The 23,527-nt window shown below is 47.2% G+C and carries 19 protein-coding genes and 1 pseudogene; 12 read left to right on the forward strand and 8 right to left on the reverse strand.

Annotated features, from left to right (window positions below; translation table 11 throughout):
- Positions 1–6: 6 nt before the first annotated feature.
- The gene (gene rraA, locus MHM89_RS07435; protein WP_022946645.1) at positions 7–528 is read right to left on the reverse strand and encodes a ribonuclease E activity regulator RraA; all 522 of its coding nucleotides are present in this window, start codon (positions 526–528) and stop codon (positions 7–9) included.
- A 167-nt stretch (positions 529–695) separates the two neighbouring features.
- Here rraA and MHM89_RS07440 point away from each other — a divergent pair, with 167 nt between their 5' ends.
- The 3 genes from MHM89_RS07440 (at position 696) to MHM89_RS07450 (ending at position 4,265) form a co-directional block, all read left to right on the forward strand.
- Positions 696–1,220, forward strand: a complete 525-nt coding sequence (locus MHM89_RS07440) for a phosphatase PAP2 family protein (RefSeq protein WP_022946646.1) — start codon at positions 696–698, stop codon at positions 1,218–1,220.
- Positions 1,217–2,245 carry an MJ1255/VC2487 family glycosyltransferase gene (locus tag MHM89_RS07445; protein ID WP_022946647.1) on the forward strand — a complete coding sequence of 343 codons (1,029 nt, stop codon included), beginning with the start codon at positions 1,217–1,219 and terminating at the stop codon, positions 2,243–2,245. The genes MHM89_RS07440 and MHM89_RS07445 overlap by 4 nt, the downstream gene beginning before the upstream one ends.
- Before the next feature lie 139 nt (positions 2,246–2,384).
- A complete protein-coding gene (locus MHM89_RS07450; protein ID WP_045980435.1) occupies positions 2,385–4,265 on the forward strand; it encodes a methyl-accepting chemotaxis protein in 1,881 nt (626 codons plus the stop codon).
- Between the two features lie 91 nt (positions 4,266–4,356).
- On the opposite strand, the gene MHM89_RS07455 is transcribed toward MHM89_RS07450, so the two are convergent.
- The 5 genes from MHM89_RS07455 to priA all read right to left on the reverse strand — a co-directional run bounded on the left by MHM89_RS07455 (position 4,357) and on the right by priA (position 9,571).
- Positions 4,357–4,731 (reverse strand): DUF971 domain-containing protein, encoded by a 375-nt coding sequence (locus tag MHM89_RS07455; RefSeq protein ID WP_022946649.1) that lies wholly within the window; start codon positions 4,729–4,731, stop codon positions 4,357–4,359.
- A gap of 51 nt (positions 4,732–4,782) precedes the next feature.
- Positions 4,783–6,111: an HslU--HslV peptidase ATPase subunit gene (gene hslU, locus MHM89_RS07460; protein WP_022946650.1), complete on the reverse strand. Its 1,329-nt coding sequence runs from the start codon at positions 6,109–6,111 to the stop codon at positions 4,783–4,785.
- A gap of 11 nt (positions 6,112–6,122) precedes the next feature.
- Positions 6,123–6,641 carry an ATP-dependent protease subunit HslV gene (gene hslV, locus MHM89_RS07465; RefSeq protein WP_022946651.1) on the reverse strand — a complete coding sequence of 173 codons (519 nt, stop codon included), beginning with the start codon at positions 6,639–6,641 and terminating at the stop codon, positions 6,123–6,125.
- Positions 6,642–6,795: 154 nt separating this feature from the next.
- Positions 6,796–7,326: an SPOR domain-containing protein gene (locus tag MHM89_RS07470; RefSeq protein WP_022946653.1), complete on the reverse strand. Its 531-nt coding sequence runs from the start codon at positions 7,324–7,326 to the stop codon at positions 6,796–6,798.
- A 19-nt stretch (positions 7,327–7,345) separates the two neighbouring features.
- Positions 7,346–9,571 carry a primosomal protein N' gene (priA, locus tag MHM89_RS07475; RefSeq protein ID WP_151173748.1) on the reverse strand — a complete coding sequence of 742 codons (2,226 nt, stop codon included), beginning with the start codon at positions 9,569–9,571 and terminating at the stop codon, positions 7,346–7,348.
- 224 nt (positions 9,572–9,795) lie between these two features.
- Here priA and rpmE point away from each other — a divergent pair, with 224 nt between their 5' ends.
- Both rpmE and MHM89_RS07485 read left to right on the forward strand, forming a co-directional pair.
- Positions 9,796–10,011: a 50S ribosomal protein L31 gene (gene rpmE / locus MHM89_RS07480; protein ID WP_081604468.1), complete on the forward strand. Its 216-nt coding sequence runs from the start codon at positions 9,796–9,798 to the stop codon at positions 10,009–10,011.
- 465 nt (positions 10,012–10,476) lie between these two features.
- On the forward strand, positions 10,477–11,721 hold the full coding sequence (locus tag MHM89_RS07485; RefSeq protein WP_022946655.1) for a malic enzyme-like NAD(P)-binding protein: 1,245 nt from the start codon (positions 10,477–10,479) through the stop codon (positions 11,719–11,721).
- A gap of 191 nt (positions 11,722–11,912) precedes the next feature.
- Here the strand turns inward: MHM89_RS07485 and metJ are convergent, their stop codons facing one another.
- Complete coding sequence (gene metJ, locus MHM89_RS07490) at positions 11,913–12,233, reverse strand: met regulon transcriptional regulator MetJ (protein WP_022946657.1); 321 nt, start codon at positions 12,231–12,233, stop codon at positions 11,913–11,915.
- 179 nt (positions 12,234–12,412) lie between these two features.
- Between metJ and metB the strand changes: the two are divergent.
- Positions 12,413–13,543, forward strand: a pseudogene (gene metB / locus MHM89_RS07495) (cystathionine gamma-synthase); the annotation flags it as partial.
- A 40-nt stretch (positions 13,544–13,583) separates the two neighbouring features.
- Positions 13,584–15,929, forward strand: a complete 2,346-nt coding sequence (metL, locus tag MHM89_RS07500; RefSeq protein WP_239408520.1) for a bifunctional aspartate kinase/homoserine dehydrogenase II — start codon at positions 13,584–13,586, stop codon at positions 15,927–15,929.
- Positions 15,930–15,980: 51 nt separating this feature from the next.
- Here the strand turns inward: metL and MHM89_RS07505 are convergent, their stop codons facing one another.
- Positions 15,981–18,542 (reverse strand): PBP1A family penicillin-binding protein, encoded by a 2,562-nt coding sequence (locus MHM89_RS07505; protein WP_239408521.1) that lies wholly within the window; start codon positions 18,540–18,542, stop codon positions 15,981–15,983.
- Positions 18,543–18,676: 134 nt separating this feature from the next.
- Between MHM89_RS07505 and MHM89_RS07510 the strand changes: the two genes are divergently transcribed.
- Genes MHM89_RS07510 through MHM89_RS07530 form a run of 5 tightly spaced genes read left to right on the forward strand, consistent with a single transcriptional unit; the run spans position 18,677 to position 23,519 of the window.
- Positions 18,677–19,756, forward strand: a complete 1,080-nt coding sequence (locus tag MHM89_RS07510) for a pilus assembly protein PilM (RefSeq protein ID WP_022946666.1) — start codon at positions 18,677–18,679, stop codon at positions 19,754–19,756.
- Positions 19,744–20,310: a PilN domain-containing protein gene (locus MHM89_RS07515; protein WP_022946665.1), complete on the forward strand. Its 567-nt coding sequence runs from the start codon at positions 19,744–19,746 to the stop codon at positions 20,308–20,310. The genes MHM89_RS07510 and MHM89_RS07515 overlap by 13 nt, the downstream gene beginning before the upstream one ends.
- Positions 20,307–20,906, forward strand: coding sequence for a type 4a pilus biogenesis protein PilO (pilO, locus tag MHM89_RS07520; protein WP_045980430.1), 600 nt, complete (start codon positions 20,307–20,309; stop codon positions 20,904–20,906). Before MHM89_RS07515 ends, pilO begins: the two co-directional genes overlap by 4 nt.
- Entirely contained in the window at positions 20,906–21,442 is a 537-nt protein-coding gene (locus MHM89_RS07525; protein ID WP_022946663.1) for a pilus assembly protein PilP, read from the forward strand. The genes pilO and MHM89_RS07525 overlap by 1 nt, the downstream gene beginning before the upstream one ends.
- Complete coding sequence (locus MHM89_RS07530) at positions 21,426–23,519, forward strand: type IV pilus secretin PilQ family protein (RefSeq protein WP_022946662.1); 2,094 nt, start codon at positions 21,426–21,428, stop codon at positions 23,517–23,519. Before MHM89_RS07525 ends, MHM89_RS07530 begins: the two co-directional genes overlap by 17 nt.
- Positions 23,520–23,527: the final 8 nt, after the last annotated feature.

Raw genomic sequence — 23,527 nt, forward strand, 5'->3', positions numbered from 1 at the left:
AGTGGATTAATCCTCTAATACATCAAGTTCTTCGTCTTCGATGTACTCTAGCTCTAGCTCCTCGGCGGACAATATAATGCCGGTACTATCGGCATAAATATAATCATCTTCGTAGAAAGAGACCCCGGCAAAGTTAACTGGAATTCCTTCTTCACCCGGAGCGAGGTTGTCTGCGCCCACAGGAATTGAGGCAATCGCTTGGATGCCTAGCTCCAGTTCTTCAAGCTCATCAACATGGCGTACCGCACCATATACGATGATCCCTTCCCAATTATTCTCGACGGCCAGTTCTGCAAGCTCAATGTCTACCAGCGCGCGGCGAGTAGAACCGCCACCATCAACAAGCAGCACACAGTCAGTACCATCTTGTTGCAGTACCTCACGCAGCAGTTGGCTACTCTCAAAACATTTCACCGTTCTTATACGGCCGCAAAATGCACTTTGACCACCAAAATTAATAAACATGGGTTCAAGCACATCAACTACATCGGCAAAATGGTCGCAAAGTTCAGAAGTACTGTATTCCATTGGGCTCTCCTACGGGCACTTTTGCATCAAGTATACCTAGGTTATGGGGCTTAGCAAGCGAAGCGCAAGGTCATCGTGAGACGACATATTAGTGTCTAAAAAACGTCATGTAATTGTTATTTTCGCTCACTATAGTCAAAGTAAGTCAGCTAGTTAGGTGAAAGCGAATGATCTTATCGCACATAGATCGCATAGACAGGGCACTGTTTAAGGTGATATTTCGCCCGCGTTACCGACGCTGGTTACATCACTGCATTCGCATGACATCACGCTCAGGAGACGGCATTTTATATGGGGCCTTTGCACTGTATTTAGTGGCATTTAGTACCGCGCAGCAACAGACGTTAGTGATGGTACTGCTGGTGGCTTACCTAATAGAGAGACCAGTGTACTACGCTACGAAAAACCTGTTTCAGCGTGTAAGGCCCTGTGATGGCGTGATAAGCCATGCGCATATTCGCCCAAGCGACAAATTTAGCTTGCCTTCAGGGCACAGCGCAGCGGCGTGGGTCTTTGCGACTGTAGTCAGCCACTTCTATCCACCACTAGCTATATTTCTTTATGCGTGGGCAAGCTTGGTAGCGTTATCGCGGGTGTTGCTCGGGGTGCATTATCCCCTTGATGTCGTTATCGGCTCGTTGATGGGTTACGGCTGTGCACTGTTAGCACTTATTATTACAGGGACTTTATGAGAATTCTTTATGGCGTTCAGGGCACAGGGAATGGCCACACCACACGCGCTCGGGTCATGGCCAAGGCATTTGCCAAGGCAGGTATTGAAGTGGATTACTTATTTTCTGGGCGCAGCAAAGCTGACTATTTTGATATGCAGGAGTTTGCCGACTTTCAGACGCGAACAGGGCTTACCTTTGTCACCGAGCGGGGGCGAGTCAATGGTTTTAAAACGGTTAAACAAGCGAAAATACGAGAATTTATCAGTGATATTCGTGAACTCAACTTACGCCATTATGATTTAATCTTTAATGACTTTGAGCCTGTTACCGCGTGGGCTGGGCGTCGGCAAAAAATTCCTGTTATTGGCATGAGCCATCAAGCTGCATTTTTATCACCTCACGTACCAGTGACTGGCGATAACCTCTTTACCAAAGCAATGATCCGCAACTTCGCTCCAGCGGATGTTTATCTCGGAGTGCATTGGCAGCCTTTTGACGATTCTATTATTCCCCCGTTTATTGAGCATGGCACTGCGGTTGATAGTGAGTATGTTGATAACAAGGTATTGGTGTACCTGCCTTTTGAGGAACTGGAGGAGGTCATACATTATCTCAAAGATTTCCCTGGCAAAGAGTTTTACTGTTATCACCCACACGCGCAAGACCAGTCACTTGCTCATATTCATTTGCGCCGCCCGTCTCGGGCAAACTTCCTGCGTGATTTGGCAAGTGCGAGCGGAGTTATAGCCAATGCCGGTTTTGAACTTGCCAGTGAAGCGCTTACATTGGGTAAGAAGCTCTTGCTTAAACCCCTGAACGGTCAATTCGAGCAATACTCAAATGCGTTGACGTTGCAGCAAATGCAGCGGGCGCAAGTGATGCACTATCTTGACCAAGATGCGCTCGAAGACTGGGTCAATATTGCGACCCACTCTCGGATTAACTATCCTCAAGATCCTGCGCCTTTGGTCGATTGGTTAGTACAGGGGCAGTGGCATCAGCGTAAAGGCTTAAATGAGCAGTTGTGGCACAACGTGTTGTAATTTTTGTTGGTTCTGGTTGCTTGATTAAGATATAACTGCCTTGATTTTAAGAAAAATCGACAAATTTTTTGCGACATATCATATATGGCGGCTAAAATTTGAAGATAATGGCGCTGCAGTTACTTAGAAGGTCAAAACCATGAACTTTATGAAAAAGCTCACGATTAAACGTCGTTTACAGTTAAATGGCGCAGTCGTAGCAACAGCTTTGCTGGTGTTATTCGCTGTAATTATCTATGAAGCCCGCATAATGGGGTTACTTAACTCCACACTGGAAAATGCTGAAGAGCTCAATGTTCATGAGCTTACCTTACGTAAGCATGAGAAAAACTTTCTATTTTACAAGCAAGAACAATCATTGGATGAGTTTGCCAGTGAATATCAAGCGCTTGAAGCGCGGGTAGCGAAGCTGCGCGAGCAGTTTGTGACCCTCGATGGTGATACTCAGCTGATTGATAATTTCGCCTCACAGGCGCAGCAGTATCGTGATGACTTTAACAACGTCGAGGCTTTACAGCGCGAAATCGGCTTGCACCCGAAAGATGCTCTTTACGGCGCTCTACGCAGCGCCGTACATGAAGTCGAAACTCTTCTTAAAGAGCGACAAAACTTTGAAATGCTGGCACTGATGTTACAACTTCGCCGGGCTGAAAAAGATTTTATGTTGCGCCTTGATGTGAAGTATCTAGGGAAGTTTGACACCCATTTCAGCGCGCTGAAAAACAAAGTGCAAAGCGCGGGGTTTGATGCGCCTTATCGCACCAAGTTAATCACCCTCCTTGATGACTATCGCAGTAAATTTAAAAGCTTGGTTGATGCGCAACAACGCTTGGGCGTTGATTTAGAGTCTGGCGCGCTGGGGCAATTACGCCAGTCTGTTGAGCAAAGTGACAAGTATGCTCGCCAAGTGCTGGGCGCCACGAAAGAGATGATAGAGCAAGAGATGCGAGTGACTCAGATCACCGCTCTGACAATTTTAGTGATTGCTGCAATCTTGGTGGCGGCGCTGCTGACAATGACCAGTCGCGCTATTATTCAGCCAATTGATAGAGCGGTCAGTGCTATTACCCGTATTCGTGAGACCAATGATTTAAGTATTCAAATTGACACCCATGGCAATGACGAAATTGCTACGCTGACCAGTAATATCAATAACCTCACCGCCGGTTTTAGAGGGCTGATTTTTGATGTGAATAACGCCCTAGCGACATTGAACGCCGCAACAGAAGACTTAGCTAGCACCACCGCATCAACCAGTACTGGCGTACAAGAGCAGTTGCAAGAAGCTGATATGGTGGCCACAGCGGCTACCGAGATGCAGGCAACCATTCATGACATCTCTGGCAACACAGAGGAAGCTGCAAAACGAGCGCAAACAACTAATGAAAGTGCTTCTCAAGGGCGTCAGGAAGTGGATGCCACCGTATCTCGTATTGCCCAGCTCTCAGACTCGCTTGGCAATGCCTCTGGGGTGGTTGGTGATTTAGAAAAAGATGCTGACACCATTGGTTCAGTACTGGATGTTATTCGCGGTATCGCTGAGCAAACCAACCTCCTAGCGTTGAACGCTGCCATAGAAGCTGCACGGGCAGGTGAGCAAGGCCGTGGCTTTGCGGTGGTTGCGGATGAAGTACGTTCATTGGCGCAACGTACACAAGATTCCACACAAGAGATAGAAAATATTATTTCCGGCCTGCAACAGCGGACCCAACAAGTTGTGAGTATTATGCAACAGTGTCGCGACCAAGGAGGTGAGAGTGCAGAGCAAGCTTCTCGTGCTGGCGACTTACTGAGCTCAATTACCCAAGAAATTGAAACCATAATGGAAATGAGTACGCAAATCGCGGTGGCCATTGAACAGCAATCACAGGTTGCCTCTGAAGTGAATCAAAACGTGGTGCGTATTCGTGATATTGCTGAGCAAGCCAGCGGCCATGCAAGTAATAATGCCCATACCAGTGAGGAAGTAGCAGAGCAGGCTCGGGTGTTGCACGATGCCGTGGCTAAATACAAGGTTTAGAAAAAGCCGAAGACAGTAACATAATAAAAAGGGGGCGGGAGCCCCTTTTCTGTACTCACCCACCCTAGGTGGTGATGGCAATGCACTTAGCTTAAGGCGTCACCTTAATCGCAATACTTGCATCACGCTGGGCATTCGCAGCTTTAAGTCGCGCCAAATAACTCTGCCAGAGATTATCTTTGTTGCTGGTCAGTTCGGCTAAGTAGCGAAAGCTGTATAAGCCACTGAGATGGCCATCATCAAAAATTAAGCGCACGGCATAGTGGCCAACAGGTTCGATTTTGTTGATACCAACATCCCGTTTGTTGGTAACGAGGTTTGGCTCGCTTTGATGGTGGCCTTGTACTTCGGCAGAAGGGGAGTGTACACGCAGGAATTCAGCACTGAGCTCGGCGCTATCGCCATTGTCAAAGTGAATGTCTAAGGTTTTTGAACGCTGATGATAGTGTAAGGTTGTTATCAACATAAACCAGCCTCAGTAAAAAGGGCTTGGGTGGAGTTGCCCAAGCCCATGCCGTTATAAAATAAAGCGGCTTAGGTCTTCGTCTTGCACCAAGTTGCCCAAGTGCTGATTGACGTACTCGCCGTCAATGGTAAGACGTGAGCCTGCCTTATCGGAAGCATCGAAGGATATTTCTTCCATCAATCGCTCCATGACTGTGTGTAGTCGACGAGCACCAATATTTTCTGTTTTTTCATTCACTTGCCATGCTGCTTGAGCAATGCTGTCAATGGCATCATCGGTGAACTCGATGGTGACTTCTTCGGTATTCATAAGCGCGATTTGTTGCTCTGTTAACGAAGCATGCGGCTCAGTCAAAATGCGCTTAAAGTCATCGGCGCTGAGGGCGTCCAACTCAACTCGGATCGGTAAACGGCCTTGTAGTTCAGGGATTAAATCTGAGGGTTTGGCCATTTGGAACGCGCCAGAAGCAATAAATAGAATATGGTCAGTTTTCACCATACCGTGCTTGGTGCTCACACTTGAACCTTCGATAAGCGGCAGCAGGTCACGTTGTACTCCTTCACGGCTTACATCTGGGCCATTTGCTTCACCGCGCTTACAAATTTTGTCTACTTCATCCAAGAACACAATACCGTGCTGCTCAACGGCTTCAATAGCGAGCTCTTTAACATCTTCGGGGTTAACCAGTTTGGCGGCTTCTTCCTCAACAAGTAGTTTAAAGGCTTCTTTAATCTTCAACTTGCGCTTTTTGGTTTTGCCGCCGGACATGTTTTGGAACATGCTCTGTAGCTGGTTGGTCATTTCTTCCATGCCGGGCGGTGACATGATTTCAACATTAGGCGCTTGCTCAGCAACATCGATTTCAATTTCTTTATCATCGAGCTGACCTTCACGTAATTTCTTACGGAAACTTTGGCGGGTACTGCTATTTTCACTCGGTTGTGACTCGCCCCAGGTGTCTTTAGCTGGTGGCAATAATGCGTCTAAAATACGTTCTTCTGCAGCTTCCTCAGCACGGAAGTGGTGTTTCTTCGCCTGCTGCTCACGAACCATCTTAATGGCAATGTCGACGAGATCGCGGATAATAGTCTCTACTTCTTTGCCAACATAGCCAACTTCAGTGAACTTAGTCGCTTCTACTTTTAAAAAAGGAGCATTAGCAAGTTTGGCTAATCGGCGTGCTATTTCAGTTTTACCCACACCGGTTGGGCCGATCATAAGGATATTTTTCGGTGTTACTTCCGGGCGCAGGCTCTCGTCAAGCTGCATACGGCGCCAACGGTTGCGCAGGGCGATAGCCACTGCTTTCTTAGCATTGCTCTGACCAATAATGTGTTGATCAAGCTCGTGAACGATTTCTCTGGGAGTCATAGCTGACATGGCAGCTCCTTTTACAATTCTTCGATAGTTTGGTGGTTGTTGGTAAATACGCAGATATCGCCAGCGATTTTTAAGCTGCGTTCAACGATTTCACGCGCACCAAGCTCGGTGTTTTCTAGTAATGCAATTGCGGCTGATTGGGCAAAGTTGCCGCCGCTACCAATCGCAATTAGGTCATGTTCAGGCTGTACCACATCGCCATTACCAGTAATAATCAGTGAGGTGGTTTCATCAGCAACAGCAAGAATGGCTTCGAGTCGCCTTAAGGCTCTGTCACTGCGCCAATCTTTGGCCATCTCTACAGCGGCTTTGGTTAAATGCCCTTGGTGCATCTCTAATTTACTTTCAAAACGCTCAAAAAGGGTAAACGCATCGGCTGTACCGCCTGCAAACCCGGCGATCACTTTACCGTTGAAAAGACGACGCACTTTACGCGCGTTGCCCTTCATTACCGTGTTGCCGAGCGAAACTTGGCCATCGCCGCCAATAACAACCTTGCCTTCACGGCGTACAGAAACGATTGTGGTCATGTGTGTCCTTATACCCAGTCTGGGTGTTTGTAACTGTCTAATAGCGAGGAAATATGGGCATGAAAAAGGGATTTCAAGGTAAACTTGCAATCCCTTTATGTGATTTGCTGTGCCTGCTTGGTTATTTACATGGCGATAACGGCTTTCGCTTTGCCTAATTCCACAACCAGATGCCACAGCCCATGATTTTTGCCTGACGCTTAAGCTTGTTCTTATCGCTCTCTGCGCCGCGCTTAGTCGGATAGGGGCCTAACCGTACTCTAAACCAGACGCCATTACTGCCTTCAGTGCGCCTGATTTCTGATACTAGCCCGACAAAGGCTATTTTGGCCTTGAGCGTTTCCGCCTGCGCATAGGTTCTAAATGACCCGCATTGCATTTGATAAGGGCCTTTTTGCTCAATTTCTTTGACCTCAACCTCTATCTCGGCTTGCTTTATTTCGTTGATAAATTCGGGCGTTTGCGGTTTTTTAATTTCTGGCTTGGAGGCGCTTGGTTTCTGCTTAACTTGCTCAACAGCCTCGGGATCAGCATTGGTTTTTATATACCAGAGGCCGTAAGCGAAGCCGGCGAGTAACAAAATGGCCAAAGCAATAAGCACAAGCGGCAGAGGCTTTTTTGCTGGGGCTTTTTTGTTCTTACCACGCTGAGGTCGTTTGCGATTTATATAGTCGTGCTGCGCCATAATTGTTTTTGTGTTCTCTTTACATCATGTCTATGGGATCAACGTCTAAATTCCAGCGTACTTTTTGTGCCAGCTTATTACTACCGAGGTAGTTCATTAGTTGCGCCAAAAAGCCGTGTAGCGCGCCTCTATCTTGCCCTTGAATATGCAATTGATAACGGTATTTGCCAGCGACTCGTTCGAGCGGTGCGGGAATCGGACCCAGCAATTGTATCTTAGGCACGGGGGCTGCGGGAACTAAATCCGATAAAAAGCGCAACAGTAGCGATAAATCATGCGCTTCCGCCCTTAGCAGGGCTAAGTGCGAAAACGGTGGCATTTCTGTTTCATGGCGCTCTTGCAAAGCATAACGGGCAAAGTGTTGGTAACCATTATTGACTAAATCTTGCAATAGTGGGTGCTCTGGGAAGTGAGTTTGCAGCAACACGGTGCCTGGTTCGCCACTGCGCCCTGCGCGTCCTGCTACTTGAGTCACTAGTTGTGCTAAGTGTTCGGTGGCACGGAAATCACATGAGTATAACCCGGCGTCGACATCAAGAATAATGACTAGGCTGACATCGGCAAAGTGGTGGCCTTTGGCTAGCATTTGTGTGCCCACCAATAAGCGTGCGCCGCCGCGATTGATGGCAGCCAGTTCTTCCTCCAAACTGCCTTTACGTCGTGTTGAATCTCGGTCGATACGGCTGATGGGTGTGTCGGGAAATTGCTCGCTTAGTGCTTCTTGCAATTGCTCGGTGCCCAGCCCCACCGGGTTTATTTGTGTGCTACCACAATCCGGGCATTGCATGGGCGGTGCACTTTGCTCGCCACAATGATGGCACACCAAACGACGCATGGCCTTGTGGTAGGTCGCGCTGGTGCTACAACGCGAGCAGTCGCTGAGCCAGCCGCACTCATGGCAAATGAGCGAAGGGGAAAAGCCGCGACGGTTCAAAAACACCATCACTTGCTTTTGTCTCGCCAGCTCACGCTTGATATAGGCAAGGGCGCTATGGCTGAGTCCAGCCTCAAGGTGCTGACCTTTAATGTCTATGAGTTCAAATTGATTGTCACTGCTGGTTTGTGCCCGTTGAGTGAGACTGAGCAATTGGTACTTATCGGACAATGCACGGTTGAGTGTTTCCAGGGCAGGGGTCGCGCTGCCTAGAACTAAGGGAATGTTTTGCTGTTGCGCACGGTAAGCGGCCAAATCACGGGCGTGATAGCGTAGGGTGTCTTGCTGTTTGAATGAGGCGTCATGCTCCTCATCAACAATAATCATGCCTAAGCGTAAAAACGGCATAAAAATCGCCGAACGTGTGCCGATCACTATGGCACAGCTACCTTTTTGGCAAAACCGCCAGGTTTGCAAACGCTCATTATCTGTCAACGCTGAGTGCCAAAGCATAATTGGCGTATTGGGGAAGCGGCGGCGAAAGCGGTTTACCGTCTGTGGTGTTAGGCCTATTTCAGGGACCAAGACTAAGGCTTGTTTGCCCTGTTGCAAAACCTCCTCTAAGCACTGCAGATACACCTCGGTTTTGCCGCTGCCTGTGACCCCCTCAAGTAAAAAAGCGGCAAAGCCAGGGGATTGGTTAATGGCAGTGCAGGCGATGGCTTGTTCGCTGTTTAACCTTGGTTTGTTGGCCACCTGCAATGGCTGCTCGCGCCATTGACTATCAAATTCAACTGCTTGGGTTATTAGTTCTTTATTAATGAGGGCATCAATGGTGGCTTTGGAGTAGCCCAGAGCTTTAATTTCCGTGGTGGGCGATTTCCCTGATTCAGCCAGCTGCTTAAGCAAGGCTTGTTGCTTTTTCGCCCGCAGTGTCGGCTGCTGTTGCCCTTGCTCGGTGAGTTGCAGGTAATTAATGCTGGTTTTATCAATATCGGCGCCTTCACGCAGCGCTTTTGGCAAAGCGGTAAAGACGGTTTCACCTAATGGATAATGATAATAGCGAGCAGTAAATTGCAATAATTGTAGGTGACTGTCATCAATAATGGCTGTGCTATCGAGCACGGCTTTAACGGCTTTGACTTTATCTTCCGGCATCTCTGTGCTGGCTTTTACCTTTAATACCATACCGGTCAGGACACGCGAACCAAAAGGAACACTGACCCTCACCCCTACAGTCACGGCACGAGAGCACAACTCGGTGGGTAATAAATAGTCGAAGCTACGGTGTAAGGGCACCTTAAGTGCTACTTCAACGTAGCACGGGGTCGCGTTGCTACTGTGGCTGTTGGAATCGCGAGATGATGGCAACAAAAATCAGGCCCCAAGAACTAGAATATAGCGCTAATGTACTAAATTCATGGCGCAGTGAATAGCCGCAATTAAAGCTTGAACATTAATCGGGAGTCAAATAAAATACGCGGCCTTAAGGGTGCTGAGCGGGTTATATCCATGCTTTGGCACATTGAAACTAACGCGTATGGTGCCAAACTTCGGGTTTGGAGAGCGATACGGCCTATTTAGAGGTAACCCCCATGAAAGAAGGTATTCACCCTAAGTACGAAGCAATCAACGCAACGTGCTCTTGTGGCAACAAATTCCAGACAAGCTCTACCCTGTGTAAAGACATTCACCTAGACGTATGTTCAGAGTGTCACCCATTCTACACTGGTAAGCAAAAGATCCTTGATACAGGTGGTCGTGTAGATCGCTTCAATAAGCGCTTCGGTGCGCTTAGCAGCAAGAAGTAATCTTTGCTTGTCGAGAAAAGCACCTTCGGGTGCTTTTTTTGTGTCTATGATTTTTATCCATCCCCATTATTCATACTAGCCATTTCACCTTAAGCTCTAGCTCATTTAAAGTGACAAAAAAGCACAATAATGACGCTAAAGTTCACTAAAATTCACTTACTTTGTTATTAGCGAACAATAAGATTCGTTATCCGATCGGTATTCTTTTTAGTTATATTAAGTTATTCGGATATAGCATTATGCATGGCTTTAGGTGGTTTTTTATGCATGCATAAGTCCCTATAGTGCATGGAATATCAAAATTTACACATAAAGCTTTAGATAATGTGCATGAATTTGGGCTTAAAACCCTTTAATTTCGTACAACAGGATAGACCTGATATTGCTTGAATATATTTAGAAAAGCGGTATGGTTTGCCTTAACTAGCTGAACTCTCACATACATTTCTAGCAGGATACTCGTTCATGTCTGACTTTCGTGAAAAAGCCCTCGATTACCACGCTAACCCCGTTCCAGGAAAAATTAGCATTGAACTCACCAAAAGCGCCGAGACCGTTAACGATCTCGCTTTAGCCTACAGCCCAGGTGTTGCAGAGCCGGTGCGTGAAATCGCTGCCGATGCTAACAATGCTTATAAATACACGGCCAAAGGCAATATGGTTGCTGTGATCTCTAATGGCAGTGCCATTTTAGGGTTGGGTAACTTAGGGCCGTTAGCGTCTAAGCCGGTCATGGAAGGCAAGGCACTACTGTTTAAGCGTTTTGCTAATCTTGATTCCATCGATATCGAGGTGAAGCATCGCACCACGGAAGACTTTATTAACACTGTAGAAAATATTGCCGATACCTTTGGCGGTATTAACCTCGAAGATATTAAAGCCCCAGAGTGCTTCGAAATCGAGCAAGCGCTCATTGAACGCTGTAATGTGCCAGTATTTCATGATGATCAACACGGCACTGCTATCGTCACGGCCGCAGGCATGCTAAACGCTTTAGAAATTCAAGGTAAAGATATTCGTGATGCTCTGATCGTGTGTTTGGGGGCTGGCGCAGCGGCAGTTGCATGTATGGAACTGCTTATTAAGTGTGGCGCCCAGCGCGAGCATATTTACATGCTTGACCGTAAAGGGGTGATCCACACGCGTCGGGATGACTTAAATGAATATAAGCAATTATTTGCTAACAACACCGATAAGCGTACCTTGCAAGACGTTATTGCTGATGCCGATGTGTTCGTTGGTGTTTCTGGCCCAGATTTGCTCTCAGCTGAAGACCTTAAATTGATGGCCGACAAGCCGGTCATTTTTGCCTGTTCTAACCCAGACCCAGAAATTAAGCCGGATGTGGCACACAGTGCGCGCAAAGACTTAATTATGGCCACTGGGCGCTCTGACTACCCGAACCAGGTGAATAACGTACTGTGTTTCCCATTTATTTTCCGTGGTGCACTGGACGTGCGTGCCACCGCTATCAATGATGAGATGAAAATTGCCGCTGTAGAGGCTATTCGCAGCATCGCCAAGGAGCCAGTACCTGAGTCAGTGTTAACGGCATCTGGAGTGAGCGAATTAGAGTTTGGCGCGCAATACATTATTCCCAAGCCCATGGATCCACGATTATTGCCACGCGTAGCGAAAGCCGTGGCGCAGGCGGCTGTGGACTCAGGTGTTGCGCAAATTGATATGCCAGCGAATTATATGGCTGAGTAATCACTTTACTACTCAGCGCTAGAAAAAGAAAACCCAAGCTTAGTGCTTGGGTTTTTTTATGGCTTGCAAAGAGTAATAGCTTCACTAACCGCTTTTCATACAGGCTGACTTGCGACATGTATGAACAACACTAAGCTAGCTCCTGCAATGAGGCCTAATGCTCAGGGGTTAGTTAAACTTGCTTGTCTTTGTTAGTCCTCTCCGATAACAGGCACTTCCACACCCATTTCTTCCATAATTTTTCTCACCTCTTCAGGTACCTTCTCCGGATTATCTTTTCGGAGATCTTCGTCATTTGGCAGCGGTTGACCAGTAAAGGCATGTAGAAATGCTTCACACAGCAACTCACTGTTGGTGGCGTGACGAAGATTATTCACCTGGCGGCGAGTACGTTCATCGGTTAATACTTTTAAAACATTGAGCGGGATGGAAACGGTAATTTTCTTTACCTGTTGGGCTTTTTTTCCATGCTCCGCATAAGGGTGAATGTATTCACCATTCCACTTGGCCATAATTTGCGTCTTATTTTTGGTCACTTAGGCATCAATAAGGGCGAAATTTTATCGCGTTGGTAAGGATAGTCAAATATTCATAAAATAGCTATTTAGACGTATAAATGTTTTGACTTCTAAATTGTGTTAATTTAACCTTTTGGACGTCTAAACATCCATTTTCTTGATTGGGGGCAAATATGTCACAACTAAAAAAAGACACCATCGCCGTGCGCCATGGTATTGATGCCGATAAGCACCATGGTGCGGTGGTGCCACCCATTCATTTATCGACCACCTATTCCTTTGCCGATTTTGATAGCAAACGCGAATATGATTATGGTCGTAGTGGTAATCCCAATCGGGATATTTTGGCGCAGACCTTAGCGCAACTAGAAGGGGGAGAGCACGGAATTATCACCGCGACAGGTATGGCCGCAGTGCATCTAGTGACGCAGCTACTGACACCCAATGACACCCTAGTGATCCCCCATGATTGTTATGGCGGCAGTTATCGCTTATTTACATCTTTAGCTAAACGGGGGTTGCTCAAGGTTGAGGTTATCGATTTCACTCAATCAAACTGTTACCAACGCTTAGTGGCCGCCAAACCCAAACTGGTGTGGATTGAAACGCCCAGTAATCCCATTTTGCGACTCACGGATATCCGCGCAGTGTGCGATGCCGCGCAGAGCATCGGTGCGCTGGTTGCAGCCGACAACACGTTTTTATCTCCCGCCTTACAGAACCCATTGTTATTGGGTTGTGATGTGGTGGTGCACTCGACCACTAAATATATCAATGGTCACTCCGATGTGGTCGGTGGTGCGGTGATCACCAAAACCAAAGAGTTGGGTGAAGAGCTGGCATGGTGGGCTAATAATATTGGCATTACCGGCGCCGCTTTCGATAGCTATCTCACCCTGCGTGGTTTGCGTACCTTGAAAGTGCGCCTTAAGCAGCATGAAGAAAATGCCTTGGCGATTGCTCAATACCTTGAACAGCATCCTAGTGTGCAGTCTGTTTACTATCCAGGGTTGAGTTCGCACCCACAACACGACCTGGCGAAGGCGCAGCAACAGGGCTTTGGAGGTATGGTGAGCTTTGATATTAAAGGTCAGCTGCAAGACAGTGCAAAATTCCTTACTTCAGTAACGCAGTTTACCTTAGCGGAATCGTTGGGCGGGGTGGAAAGCCTTATTTGTCACCCGGCGACCATGACTCATGCGGGCATGGATAAAGCCGCACGACTTGAGGCTGGGGTCGGCGACACGCTTATCCGGATTTCTGTAGGTATTGAAGATAAACAAGATCTTATCGATGACTTAGATGCCGCCTTTTAACGCGTTAGCAAGCAAATAAGAGGATACTATGACTCAGGTTGTACATAAGTTTGGTGGTTCGAGTCTCAGCAACGCGGCGCGTTACCATGCGGTCGCCAATATTATTATCGGCAACAGCCAACTCGGTGACGTGGTAGTGGTCTCTGCGGCGGGCAAAACCACGGATACGCTAGTGAAGTTGTGGCAGGCCTACCAACAGCACGATAGCCATGGCTATCATGATGTCTTGCAGTTGCTACGCACCCATCAGCATGAGCTTATTGATGAGCTATTAGCAGCGCACCAGGCACACGCTCTGCAATCACAGCTTAATAGTGAGCTTCAGCGCATAGCTGAGCAATTGCAGACAAACACCTTAGATGAGGCGTCCTTATTAGCCCATGGTGAACTGTGGTCGGCCCGCTTGCTCGCGACCTATTTGCAGCAGTTAGGCTATGCTGCGCAAGATCTTGATGCGCGGCAGCTACTGTGTGTGCACCAAGGGCAACTACTGCATTTGGACAATGAAAAGCTCTGCGAGCGCCATATTGCCAGGGATAAAATCAACGTTGTAACGGGGTTTATTGCCGCCGATAGCAACCAGCAAACAGTCACCTTGGGACGCAATGGCAGTGACTACAGCGCCACCTTATTGGCCCGTTATGTCAACGCCAAACAAGTTTGTATATGGACCGATACGCAGGGGGTTTTCAGCACCGACCCACGTAAAGTAGCCGATGCCTTAAAGTATCAAAAAATTTGTCGTGGCCAAGCCAACCGCCTGGCCCAGTTAGGTAATCCGGTATTGCATGCAAAAACGCTGTCGCCTTTGCAAGGTAGCGCCATCAAGCTATCGGTGCGCAGCTCCTATGACAGCGGTGCCAGTGGCACTGAGATTGTCCGCGAAGGTTACTGTAAGCATAAACGTTTTTTGACCACCATAGAGGGCGTTGACCTATATCGTGTGTCGAGCCTTAAAGTGGATGAACTGGCAACCTTAAGCCAGCTTATACAGCACACCATAGGCCACTTTCAGCAGCAGGGGGTAGACTTTTTGATTGTACCCAGCGCCCATAGCACTCTTATCTCCCGTGAGCTGGGAGAGCGTGGACAACTCGTTGAGTCAAACCTCAATGGGTGCGCCTTAGTCAGCCCAAACCAGTATACTCAGCAAGGCTACCAAGAAATGCTGGCATGCTTAGAGCAACTTAACTTAACTATCCGCTTTAGCCACTGCGATCAAGACTACGCCTTGGTACTGACCGATCAAATCATTGATGCCGATAGTTTAGGCAAGGTACACCGCACTTTAATTGGTGCACACCAGCAAATTGCCGTGATTGTCGCCGGCCTTGGAAATGTGGGCAGTGTGTTTTTACAACAGTTTACGCAGCAGTTAGCGCGTTTAGAGCAGCACTTTGAGGTAAAACTGGTTGGTCTACTGCGAAGTCGCAGCATGTTATTTGACCCCTGTGGGTTAGACCCGCAGAACTGGCAAGGTCAATGGTTAGAACAAGCGGTTCCCTATCAAAGCGAGCAGTTGTGCGAACGCCTCAATGAGCTTGATTACGAACACAAGGTGGTCATTGATATAACCGCCAGTGAGTCATTCAGTGGTCTATACCCTGATTTTGTGCGTGCTAACTGTCATTTGATCAGTGCCAACAAGTATGCCGGAACAGCGCCACATAGTTGGTATCAGTCGTTACGTAACGAGCTGGCAGAGCGCAATCTCAAATGGCGTTATAACACCAGTGTTGGCGCTGGGCTACCCATTAACTTTGCATTAGCCGATTTGCAGCGCAGTGGCGATGAGATCACCCGTATTCAAGGTGTGTTTTCTGGGACGCTATCATGGCTATGCAGTCACTATGATGGCAGCCAAGCTTTTTCTGAGCTGCTTTTTGCGGCGCAAAAGTTAGGCTTTACCGAGCCCGATCCGCGTGAAGATTTATCCGGCCGAGATGTACAACGTAAGCTGTTGATCCTCGCACGCGAGTTGGGTTTGCAGTTGGACATTGACGATATTGAGCTAAGCCCGCTGATGCCAGAGTCTTTAGCACAAGGGAGCTGGCAAGATTTTCTGGATAACATTGCCTTACTTGATGACTTTGTTGGCACCCACGCACAGCAGGCGCAAAAAGAGCAAAAGGTACTGAGGTACAACGCTGACTTACGCATTGTTGATGGCAAGGTAAAAGCCCAAGTGGGTCTTGTTGCAGTGGCACAATCCAACCCGTTAGCGGGATTAAGTCCGGGCGACAATATCTTTGTCATCAACAGTCGCTGGTATGCGCAGAATGCCTTGGTTATTCAAGGCCCAGGTGCAGGGAAAGAGGTCACCGCAGCGGGTGTCCACTCAGATCTCTACTGGCTTATTGAGAGTCTTAGTTAATGCGGTAACAGGGTAATAAAAAAGCCAAGCATTATTGCTTGGCTTTTTTATTTAGAAGAGTTCGTCTTCAGTGGGCAGCTCAGGTTCATCCTGCCCTTGAGTTTCGAAGATCACCGGCGGCGCTTTTTCCACATACTTAGTGGGGGCAGTCCCTTTTATAAAGTATTCAAAGCGGCTGGTGTGGTCGTTTTGATGACTTAATAATCCTGATTTTAGATCAATGCGTACTGATTCCAGTCCTTCGGGTGGCTCGATAGGGGCCGCAGGCTCATCTTCAAGGGCCACACGCATGTAATCAATCCAAGCCGGTTGCGCTGTTTTTGCACCAGATTCGGCACCAAAGGTTTGTCCTTTCCCTAAGTTGTTGTTGTAACTGGTACGTCCTAGCGGATTACCTGGGTTATCGAAGCCAACCCATACTGTGGTCATAACATTGGCGTTAAAGCCACTAAACCAGGTATCGACCGAGTTGTTGGTGGTGCCGGTTTTACCTGATAAATCACGGCGCTTTAACCGCGTCGCGCGCCAGCCAGTGCCATTCCAGCCGGTGCCATGCTTCCAGCTGCCACCGCCCCAAATTGCACTGGTCATCGCATCGGCAATTAAGAAGGCATTCTGTTTAGAAATAACCCGAGGTGCGCATTGCGGTAACTGGGTATCAGTAGTCTCTGTGCTGTCAGTGTTGTCGGGGGTACCCTCACTGGCGCCGCTGGGCTCAAGCATTGCCAACTCTGCAAACATTTCATTACTGCGCTTTTGCTCTTCAGAGCAGGCCTTATGGGGGCGAGCTTGCATTAGCACTTCGCCTTCGGCGCTTTGTATTTCGGTAATAAAGTAAGGCTCAACTAAATGCCCACCATTTGCGAAAGCGCTCATACCGCGAGCTAATTCTAAAGGTGTTAATGAAGCACTCCCCAGCGCCAGGGTTTCATTGCGCGGAATATCTTCATCATGAAAACCAAACTTGAGTAAGTGTTCAGCGGCAGGGTCTACACCTACGCCGCGCAGCAACCTGACTGAAACCACGTTTTTTGACTGCGCTAAGGCACGTCTAACACGGATCGGGCCGACATATTTAGCTGGGCTATTCTTGGGTCGCCAAGCAACACCTTGGCTTTTATCCCAGTGGTTTATCGGCGCATCGTTAATAATGGTTGCTAAGGAGTAACCATGCTCTAACGCCGCTGAGTAAATGAAGGGCTTGATGTTAGAGCCAACTTGGCGCTTTGCCTGAACCGCTCGGTTGTACTGGCTTTGTTCAAAGCTGTAGCCACCGACAATCGCCTTTATGCGGCCGTCTTTAGGGTCAATAGAGACCAGTGCACTGGATGCTTCGGGAACTTGCGCTAACAGCGGGCGGCCATCATTGTCGAAACGATACCAAATCTGTGCACCTGCAGAGAGAATATCGGCCGCACTCTTCGGAGCGTAACTTTGACGAGACTGGGTAATAAATTTGCGCGCCCATTTTAATCCGTCCCACTCTATGGTGAACCGTTCACCTAATTCATTAAGTACTTCAACGGATTGTTCGTCCACGCTCATCACCACTGCACCATGTAAGTCGGCGAGTGGGTTAAGGCCCTGTAAGTGGGCAATTAACTGTGGTTCGTCAAGAGGAGCTTCGGTTTCGCTATCCCATAGCACGGCCTCGGGGCCGCGATAACCATGGCGCATATCATAAGCATATAGATTATCACGCAATGCTTGCTGAGCTGCTTGCTGCACTTTTGACTCTACCGAGGTGTAAACCCGCATACCTGAATTATAGGCTTGCTCCTCGCCATACTGAGCAACTAACTCAGCGCGCACCATCTCAGAAATATAAGGCGCATAAAGCTCTATCTCGGCGCCGTGGAAACGGGCGGTAATCGGTTTGTTAGTTGCCTCATCAAACTCAGCCTGAGTGATATAGCCCTCATCTAACATCCGGCCTAACACCACGTTACGGCGATTTTTAGCACGCTCAGGGTTGCGGATGGGGTTAAGTGCAGAAGGCGCCTTAGGTAGGCCCGCAATCATAGCCATTTGGGCTAAATCAAGCTCTTGTAGAGGCTTTCCATAGTACACTTGTGCTGCAGCACCGATGCCAAAGGCACGATTACCAAGCTCAATTTTGTTGAGATAGAGCTCGAAGATTTCGTCTTTGGTTAATAATTGCTCAATATGCAATGCGATAAATATTTCTTTCACTTTTCGGATGTATGCTTTTTCCCGAGTAAGAAAGAAGTTTCGTGCCAGCTGCATGGTGATGGTACTTGCGCCTTGGCGCTTTTCACCAGTCGAGATAAGAACGATTGCACTTCGGACAATACCGATAGGGTCGATACCGTAGTGATCGTAGAAACGATTATCTTCAGTGGCCAGGAATGCATTCAGCATAGGCTGAGGTACTTCGCTGATTTTTACGGGAATTCGCCGTTTTTCACCAAACTGGTTGATAAGTTTTCCATCTCGGGTAAATACTTGCATTGGAGTCTGCAATTTTACGTCCTTGAGCACCGCCACACTGGGGATGTCAGATCTGACGTAAAGGTACAGCCCAGCTAGTACGATGCAGCCCAAGAGGACACATATGCAAAGGATTTGTAAAAATTTTTTGAATATTTTCACGGATATTTCCCTGTTTGGACTCCCAATTGAGCGAAGAGATTGGTAGTATATCTTGATTGAATAGTGAATAAAATTTTTTCATCGATAATTTATAAGTCTATTATAATTATAAAAAAAGGTTTCACGTTGCTCTTATGTTAAATCGACTTCTTAAAAAGTCTGTGCCTGCTATGGTCGGTATAGATATTGGCTCGCACTCTGTAAAAGCGGTGTTATTAACACAGCATGAGCAGGGTTATCGCCTTGATGCTGTTGCTATAGAGCCCATGCCTAAAGGGGCTATGGCCGAGCGTAACATTCAAGACATTGAGGCGATTGGACGAGTTATTGCAAAACTTAGACGGCGCATTCCAAAGTCTGTTAGCCATGCCATTGTTGCAGTTTCTGGTCAAACAGTGATCACTAAGATGATCTACATGGATGTGTCTCTGAGTGACTCTGAACTAGAGTCACAAATCGAAATTGAGGCTGACAGCTTAATTCCTTATCCACTTGATGAAGTCAGTATCGACTTTGAAAAGTTGGAAATAAATGAAGCTGATCCATCCAAGGTTAATGTTTTACTCTCTGCTGCGCGCACCGAGAGTGTTGAAGCTCGTTCCGGCGCCGTTGAGGCCGGTGGCTTTGATACTAAGGTGGTTGATGTTGAAACGTACGCGTTATCACGTAGCTTGGATGTGAGCTATGCTGCACTACCAGAAGATGCGAAAGATAAAGTTGTGGCGCTTGTGGATATCGGCGCGGTGATGACGCTAGTGAGTGTGGTGCAAAAGGGTGAAACCATCTACACCCGGGACCAAGTCTTCGGTGGCGAGCAGTACACTAACACTATTGTCTCCTACTACAATAAAAACTTTGACGAAGCTGAGCGCGCCAAGTGCACCAGCGATTTGCCGCCAAACTACACGTTTGAGGTACTTGCGCCGTTCCAGACCTCATTGCTACAGCAAGTGCGTCGAGCCGTGCAAATGTTCCTTACGACCAGCGGGAAAGACCAAGTGGATTACATTGTTCTCTCTGGTGGAACGGCAATGATCGAAGGATTAGATAGACTATTAATCGACGAGTTAGGGATCCACACTGTTGTCGTTGACCCATTTGCGAGCATGGAGATTGGTTCCAAAGTGGACCAAGAGCTAATGCAAAAGCATAAGGCACAGTTCGCTGTTGCTGCGGGTCTTGCATTGAGGAGTTTCTCAGCATGCCACATATAAATTTATTGCCCTGGCGTGAGGCCGCGCGTAAAGAAGCACAACAACGTTTTGTAACTATTCTAGTTGTTGTCTTAGTCGCCGCTTTTGCGTCAATGTTTGCTTTAAGTTCATTCTACAGCGCACTCAAAGATGGGCAGAACGTTCGTAACAACTTCCTGAGCCGGGAAATTCAGATTTTAGATAGGCGCATCGCAGAAATTCGTGAGCTAGATAAGAAGAAAGAAAGCTTGCAACAGCGCATGCGTCTAATTGAAGAGCTGCAAAGTAACCGAAACCTCGGTACCCAAATAATGGATGAAGTGGCGAAAATTGTACCTTCAGGTGTTTACTTCACCACCTTAGAGCGTCGCGGTGATGCGATTCAAGTAACGGGTAAAAGTGAGTCAAACAACCGTTTATCGACTATGATCCGTCAGGTGGAGAGTTCATACCTGCTTGAAAATGCCTCATTGCAAGGCATTGTTGCCGGTGAAGAGCAGTCACGATTACTTAGCGATTTCAATATGCAATTCAATGTGAAGTCTTTCGATGAAATTGGCGAGGCACAAGAATGAGTATAGATCTTAAATCCCTCAACGATATCGATTGGAATGAGCTGGAACTCGATAATATCGGGGATTGGCCGGTAGCCGTAAAAGCAATTGTTTGTGTGATTGCTGCAGCATTGGTGTTGTTTTTCAGCTATAAACTATTGGTTGCTGACGAAATAACCTCTTACGAGCAAGCTCAGCAAAAAGAGTCTGAGTTACGCAGCACTTACCGTACCAAGTACGCCGTGGCAAGTAGATTAGAAATCTACAAGCAACAAATGCAGGAAATGGAAGAAAAGTTCTCGCAGTTGTTGAAGAAGCTACCAACGTCGAACGAAACCCCAGGATTACTTGATGACCTTTCTTATGTAGGGACAACAAGTGGCCTGACCTTCGTAAAAATAGGTTGGCTTCCCGAGATTAAGAAAGAGTTCTACACCGAGCTTCCGATCAAAATCGAAGTAGAGGGAAGTTATCACGAGTTTGGCGAGTTTGTTGGCAAAGTAGCTCAGCTACCTCGTATTATCAGCTTGCACGACTTTGAAATTGAAGCGACGGGTGATGACCAGCTGGTATTCAGTGTGGTTGCTAAAACTTATCGCTATGAGGGGGCAGAATAATGAAAAAACTCCTCACAATTACCACCGTGGCGGTGTTATTGAGCGGTTGTTTTGATGATACAACCGAACAGCGTGAATTTATTAACCGGGTAAAAGCCAGCACTCAACCTAATGTTGAGCCTATCCCCGAAGTCGCGCAGTTTGAACACTTTGCTTATGATGCTTCGAGCTTGCGTAGCCCATTTGTGGCACCGCGCCCGGAAGTTATTCAAGATAAATTGATACAAGTGCAAAACTGTTTGCACCCCGATCCACAGCGTAAAAAGGAACCGCTGGAGCGTTATCCATTGGATAACTTATCAATGAAGGGAACTTTAGGCTCAGGTGAGCAAACGTGGGCGTTAGTGAAAGCGTCGGATGCAACATTGCACCGTGTATCACGCGGCAACTATGTTGGCTTGTATCACGGTAAAGTGACACAAGTACGCAGTAACTATATAGAATTATTAGAGTTAATCCCTGATGGAGCAGGATGTTGGAAAGAACGCCTGACCAAGCTAGAGATGTTGGAGGCAGGCGATGATTCCAGTTCATAAAAATCAAGGTAAAAGCACAATGCAAAAACACGGATTCAATATGAATCGTATTTACTCTTTGGTACTCGCTTTTGCGACCCTATTTATGTCGAGTTTTGCGACCGCAGTGCCGCTGTTGTACGACGTTCGCTATAACCCTTTGCTGGAAGGTGAAACTGAGATCGAGTTCGTTTTTGACGAAGAGATCTACATCGAACCGCAGATTCAGGTATTCAGTGAGCCAGCGCGAATTGAACTGTTTTTTGACGAAGCCGATTATGAACAGAGCCTTGAAGAGGTCTTAATCAATAAGGCGGGTGTTGAAAAAGTCACCAGTGAGTTCGTAAACGACGGCTTTAAAGTGACGGTTTATCTTGATCACTTAAAGATTTATCAAACCCGTATCGATAAAAACCTGTTCTACTTGCACGTTTCTGACAACCCTACGCAAGATGCTGCACAAACAATTGCAGAAGAAGATGAAGGCACAAGCTACATCAACCGTATTCAAGCGTTAGATTTTCGTCGTGGCGAGAAAGGCGAAGCTCGGGTGCTGGTATTCTTGCAAGAGAATATGGCGGCTATCGACGTAAGAGAGCAAGCGGGTAAGATTGTTGTTGAATTCCATAATACGGACATTATCGATGATCTGTTGTATCAACTCGATGTTATGGACTTTGGTACTGTCGTGAGCATGATTGAAACCTTCAAAGATGGTTCCAACAGTCGTATCGTTATCGATACCACAGATGCCTTTGATTACAACTATCAGCAGCTAGACAACATCTTTACTATCACTGTTGAAAAAGATGAGTCGAAGCGTAGCTTCTTGGGCAATGGTAAGGAATACCAAGGCCGCCCAATGTCTTTGAACTTCCAGGACATCTCAATTCGAGCAGTATTGCAAATCATCGCTGACTATAACGGCTTTAACCTCGTTGTTAGTGACTCCGTCGCAGGTAACATTACTCTTCGTTTAGATGGTGTACCTTGGGACCAAGCGTTAGACATTGTGCTGCGAGTTAAAGGCTTAGATAAGCGTATGGATGGTTCCATTTTAATGGTTGCACCGACCGAAGAACTTGCAGCGCGAGAAGCAAAAGAGCTTAAGGCCAAACAGCAAGTTGAAGACTTGGAGCCGCTTTACAGTGAGTATATTCAGCTTAACTATGCTAAGGCGCAAACCTTTGCAGACCTACTGAAAACGGATGTAAACAGCATTATTTCTCAGCGTGGTAGTGTGTCTGTTGATGAACGTACCAATACGTTGCTTATCAAAGATACGGCGAAAAGTATTGAAAACGTGCGTCGTATGATTGAAAACCTCGATGTGCCAGTTAAGCAGGTTGTCATTGAGTCGCGCATGGTCACCGTTCGTGACAATGTTCAAGAAGACTTAGGTATTCGTTGGGGTTTCAGTGACCAGCAAGACAGTGACGGTATTTCTGGTAATCTTGATGGTGCCAATGCTATTGCTAACGGTCAGCGTCCAAGTATTGGCGATCGTTTAAATGTTAACTTGCCTATCGCTAACCCTGCGGGAAGCATTGGTATGCATGTAGCGAAATTAGCTGATGGTACTTTAATTGACCTCGAGCTTACAGCGCTAGAGCAAGAGAACAAAGGTGAAATCATTGCTAGCCCGCGAATCACAACGGCTAACCAGAAAAAGGCACGAATTGAACAAGGTACGGAAATTCCTTATGTTCAGGCCGCCTCAAGTGGTGCCACTACCGTAACCTTCAAAAAAGCGGTGTTGAGCTTAGAAGTTACGCCTCATATCACGCCAGATAACAAAGTGATTCTCGATCTTGCTATTACCCAGGATACACGAGGCGACACCGTAGACACGCCAACTGGCCCTGCGACAGCAATCGATACACAACGTATTGAGACGCAGGTGTTAGTAGAAAATGGTCAAACAGTGGTGCTTGGTGGTATTTACCAGCAGCAAATTATTAACTCTGCCAGTAAAGTACCTTTGTTGGGTGACATTCCTTACCTAGGTTACTTATTCCGCTCAACCAGTGAGCGTAATGAGAAACGAGAGCTACTGATCTTTGTTACTCCGAAGATCATGGTAGAAGACTCGATTTAAGCACGAGT

Source organism: Pseudoalteromonas sp. CNC9-20, assembly GCF_022347875.1.
Lineage (GTDB): Bacteria > Pseudomonadota > Gammaproteobacteria > Enterobacterales > Alteromonadaceae > Pseudoalteromonas > Pseudoalteromonas ruthenica.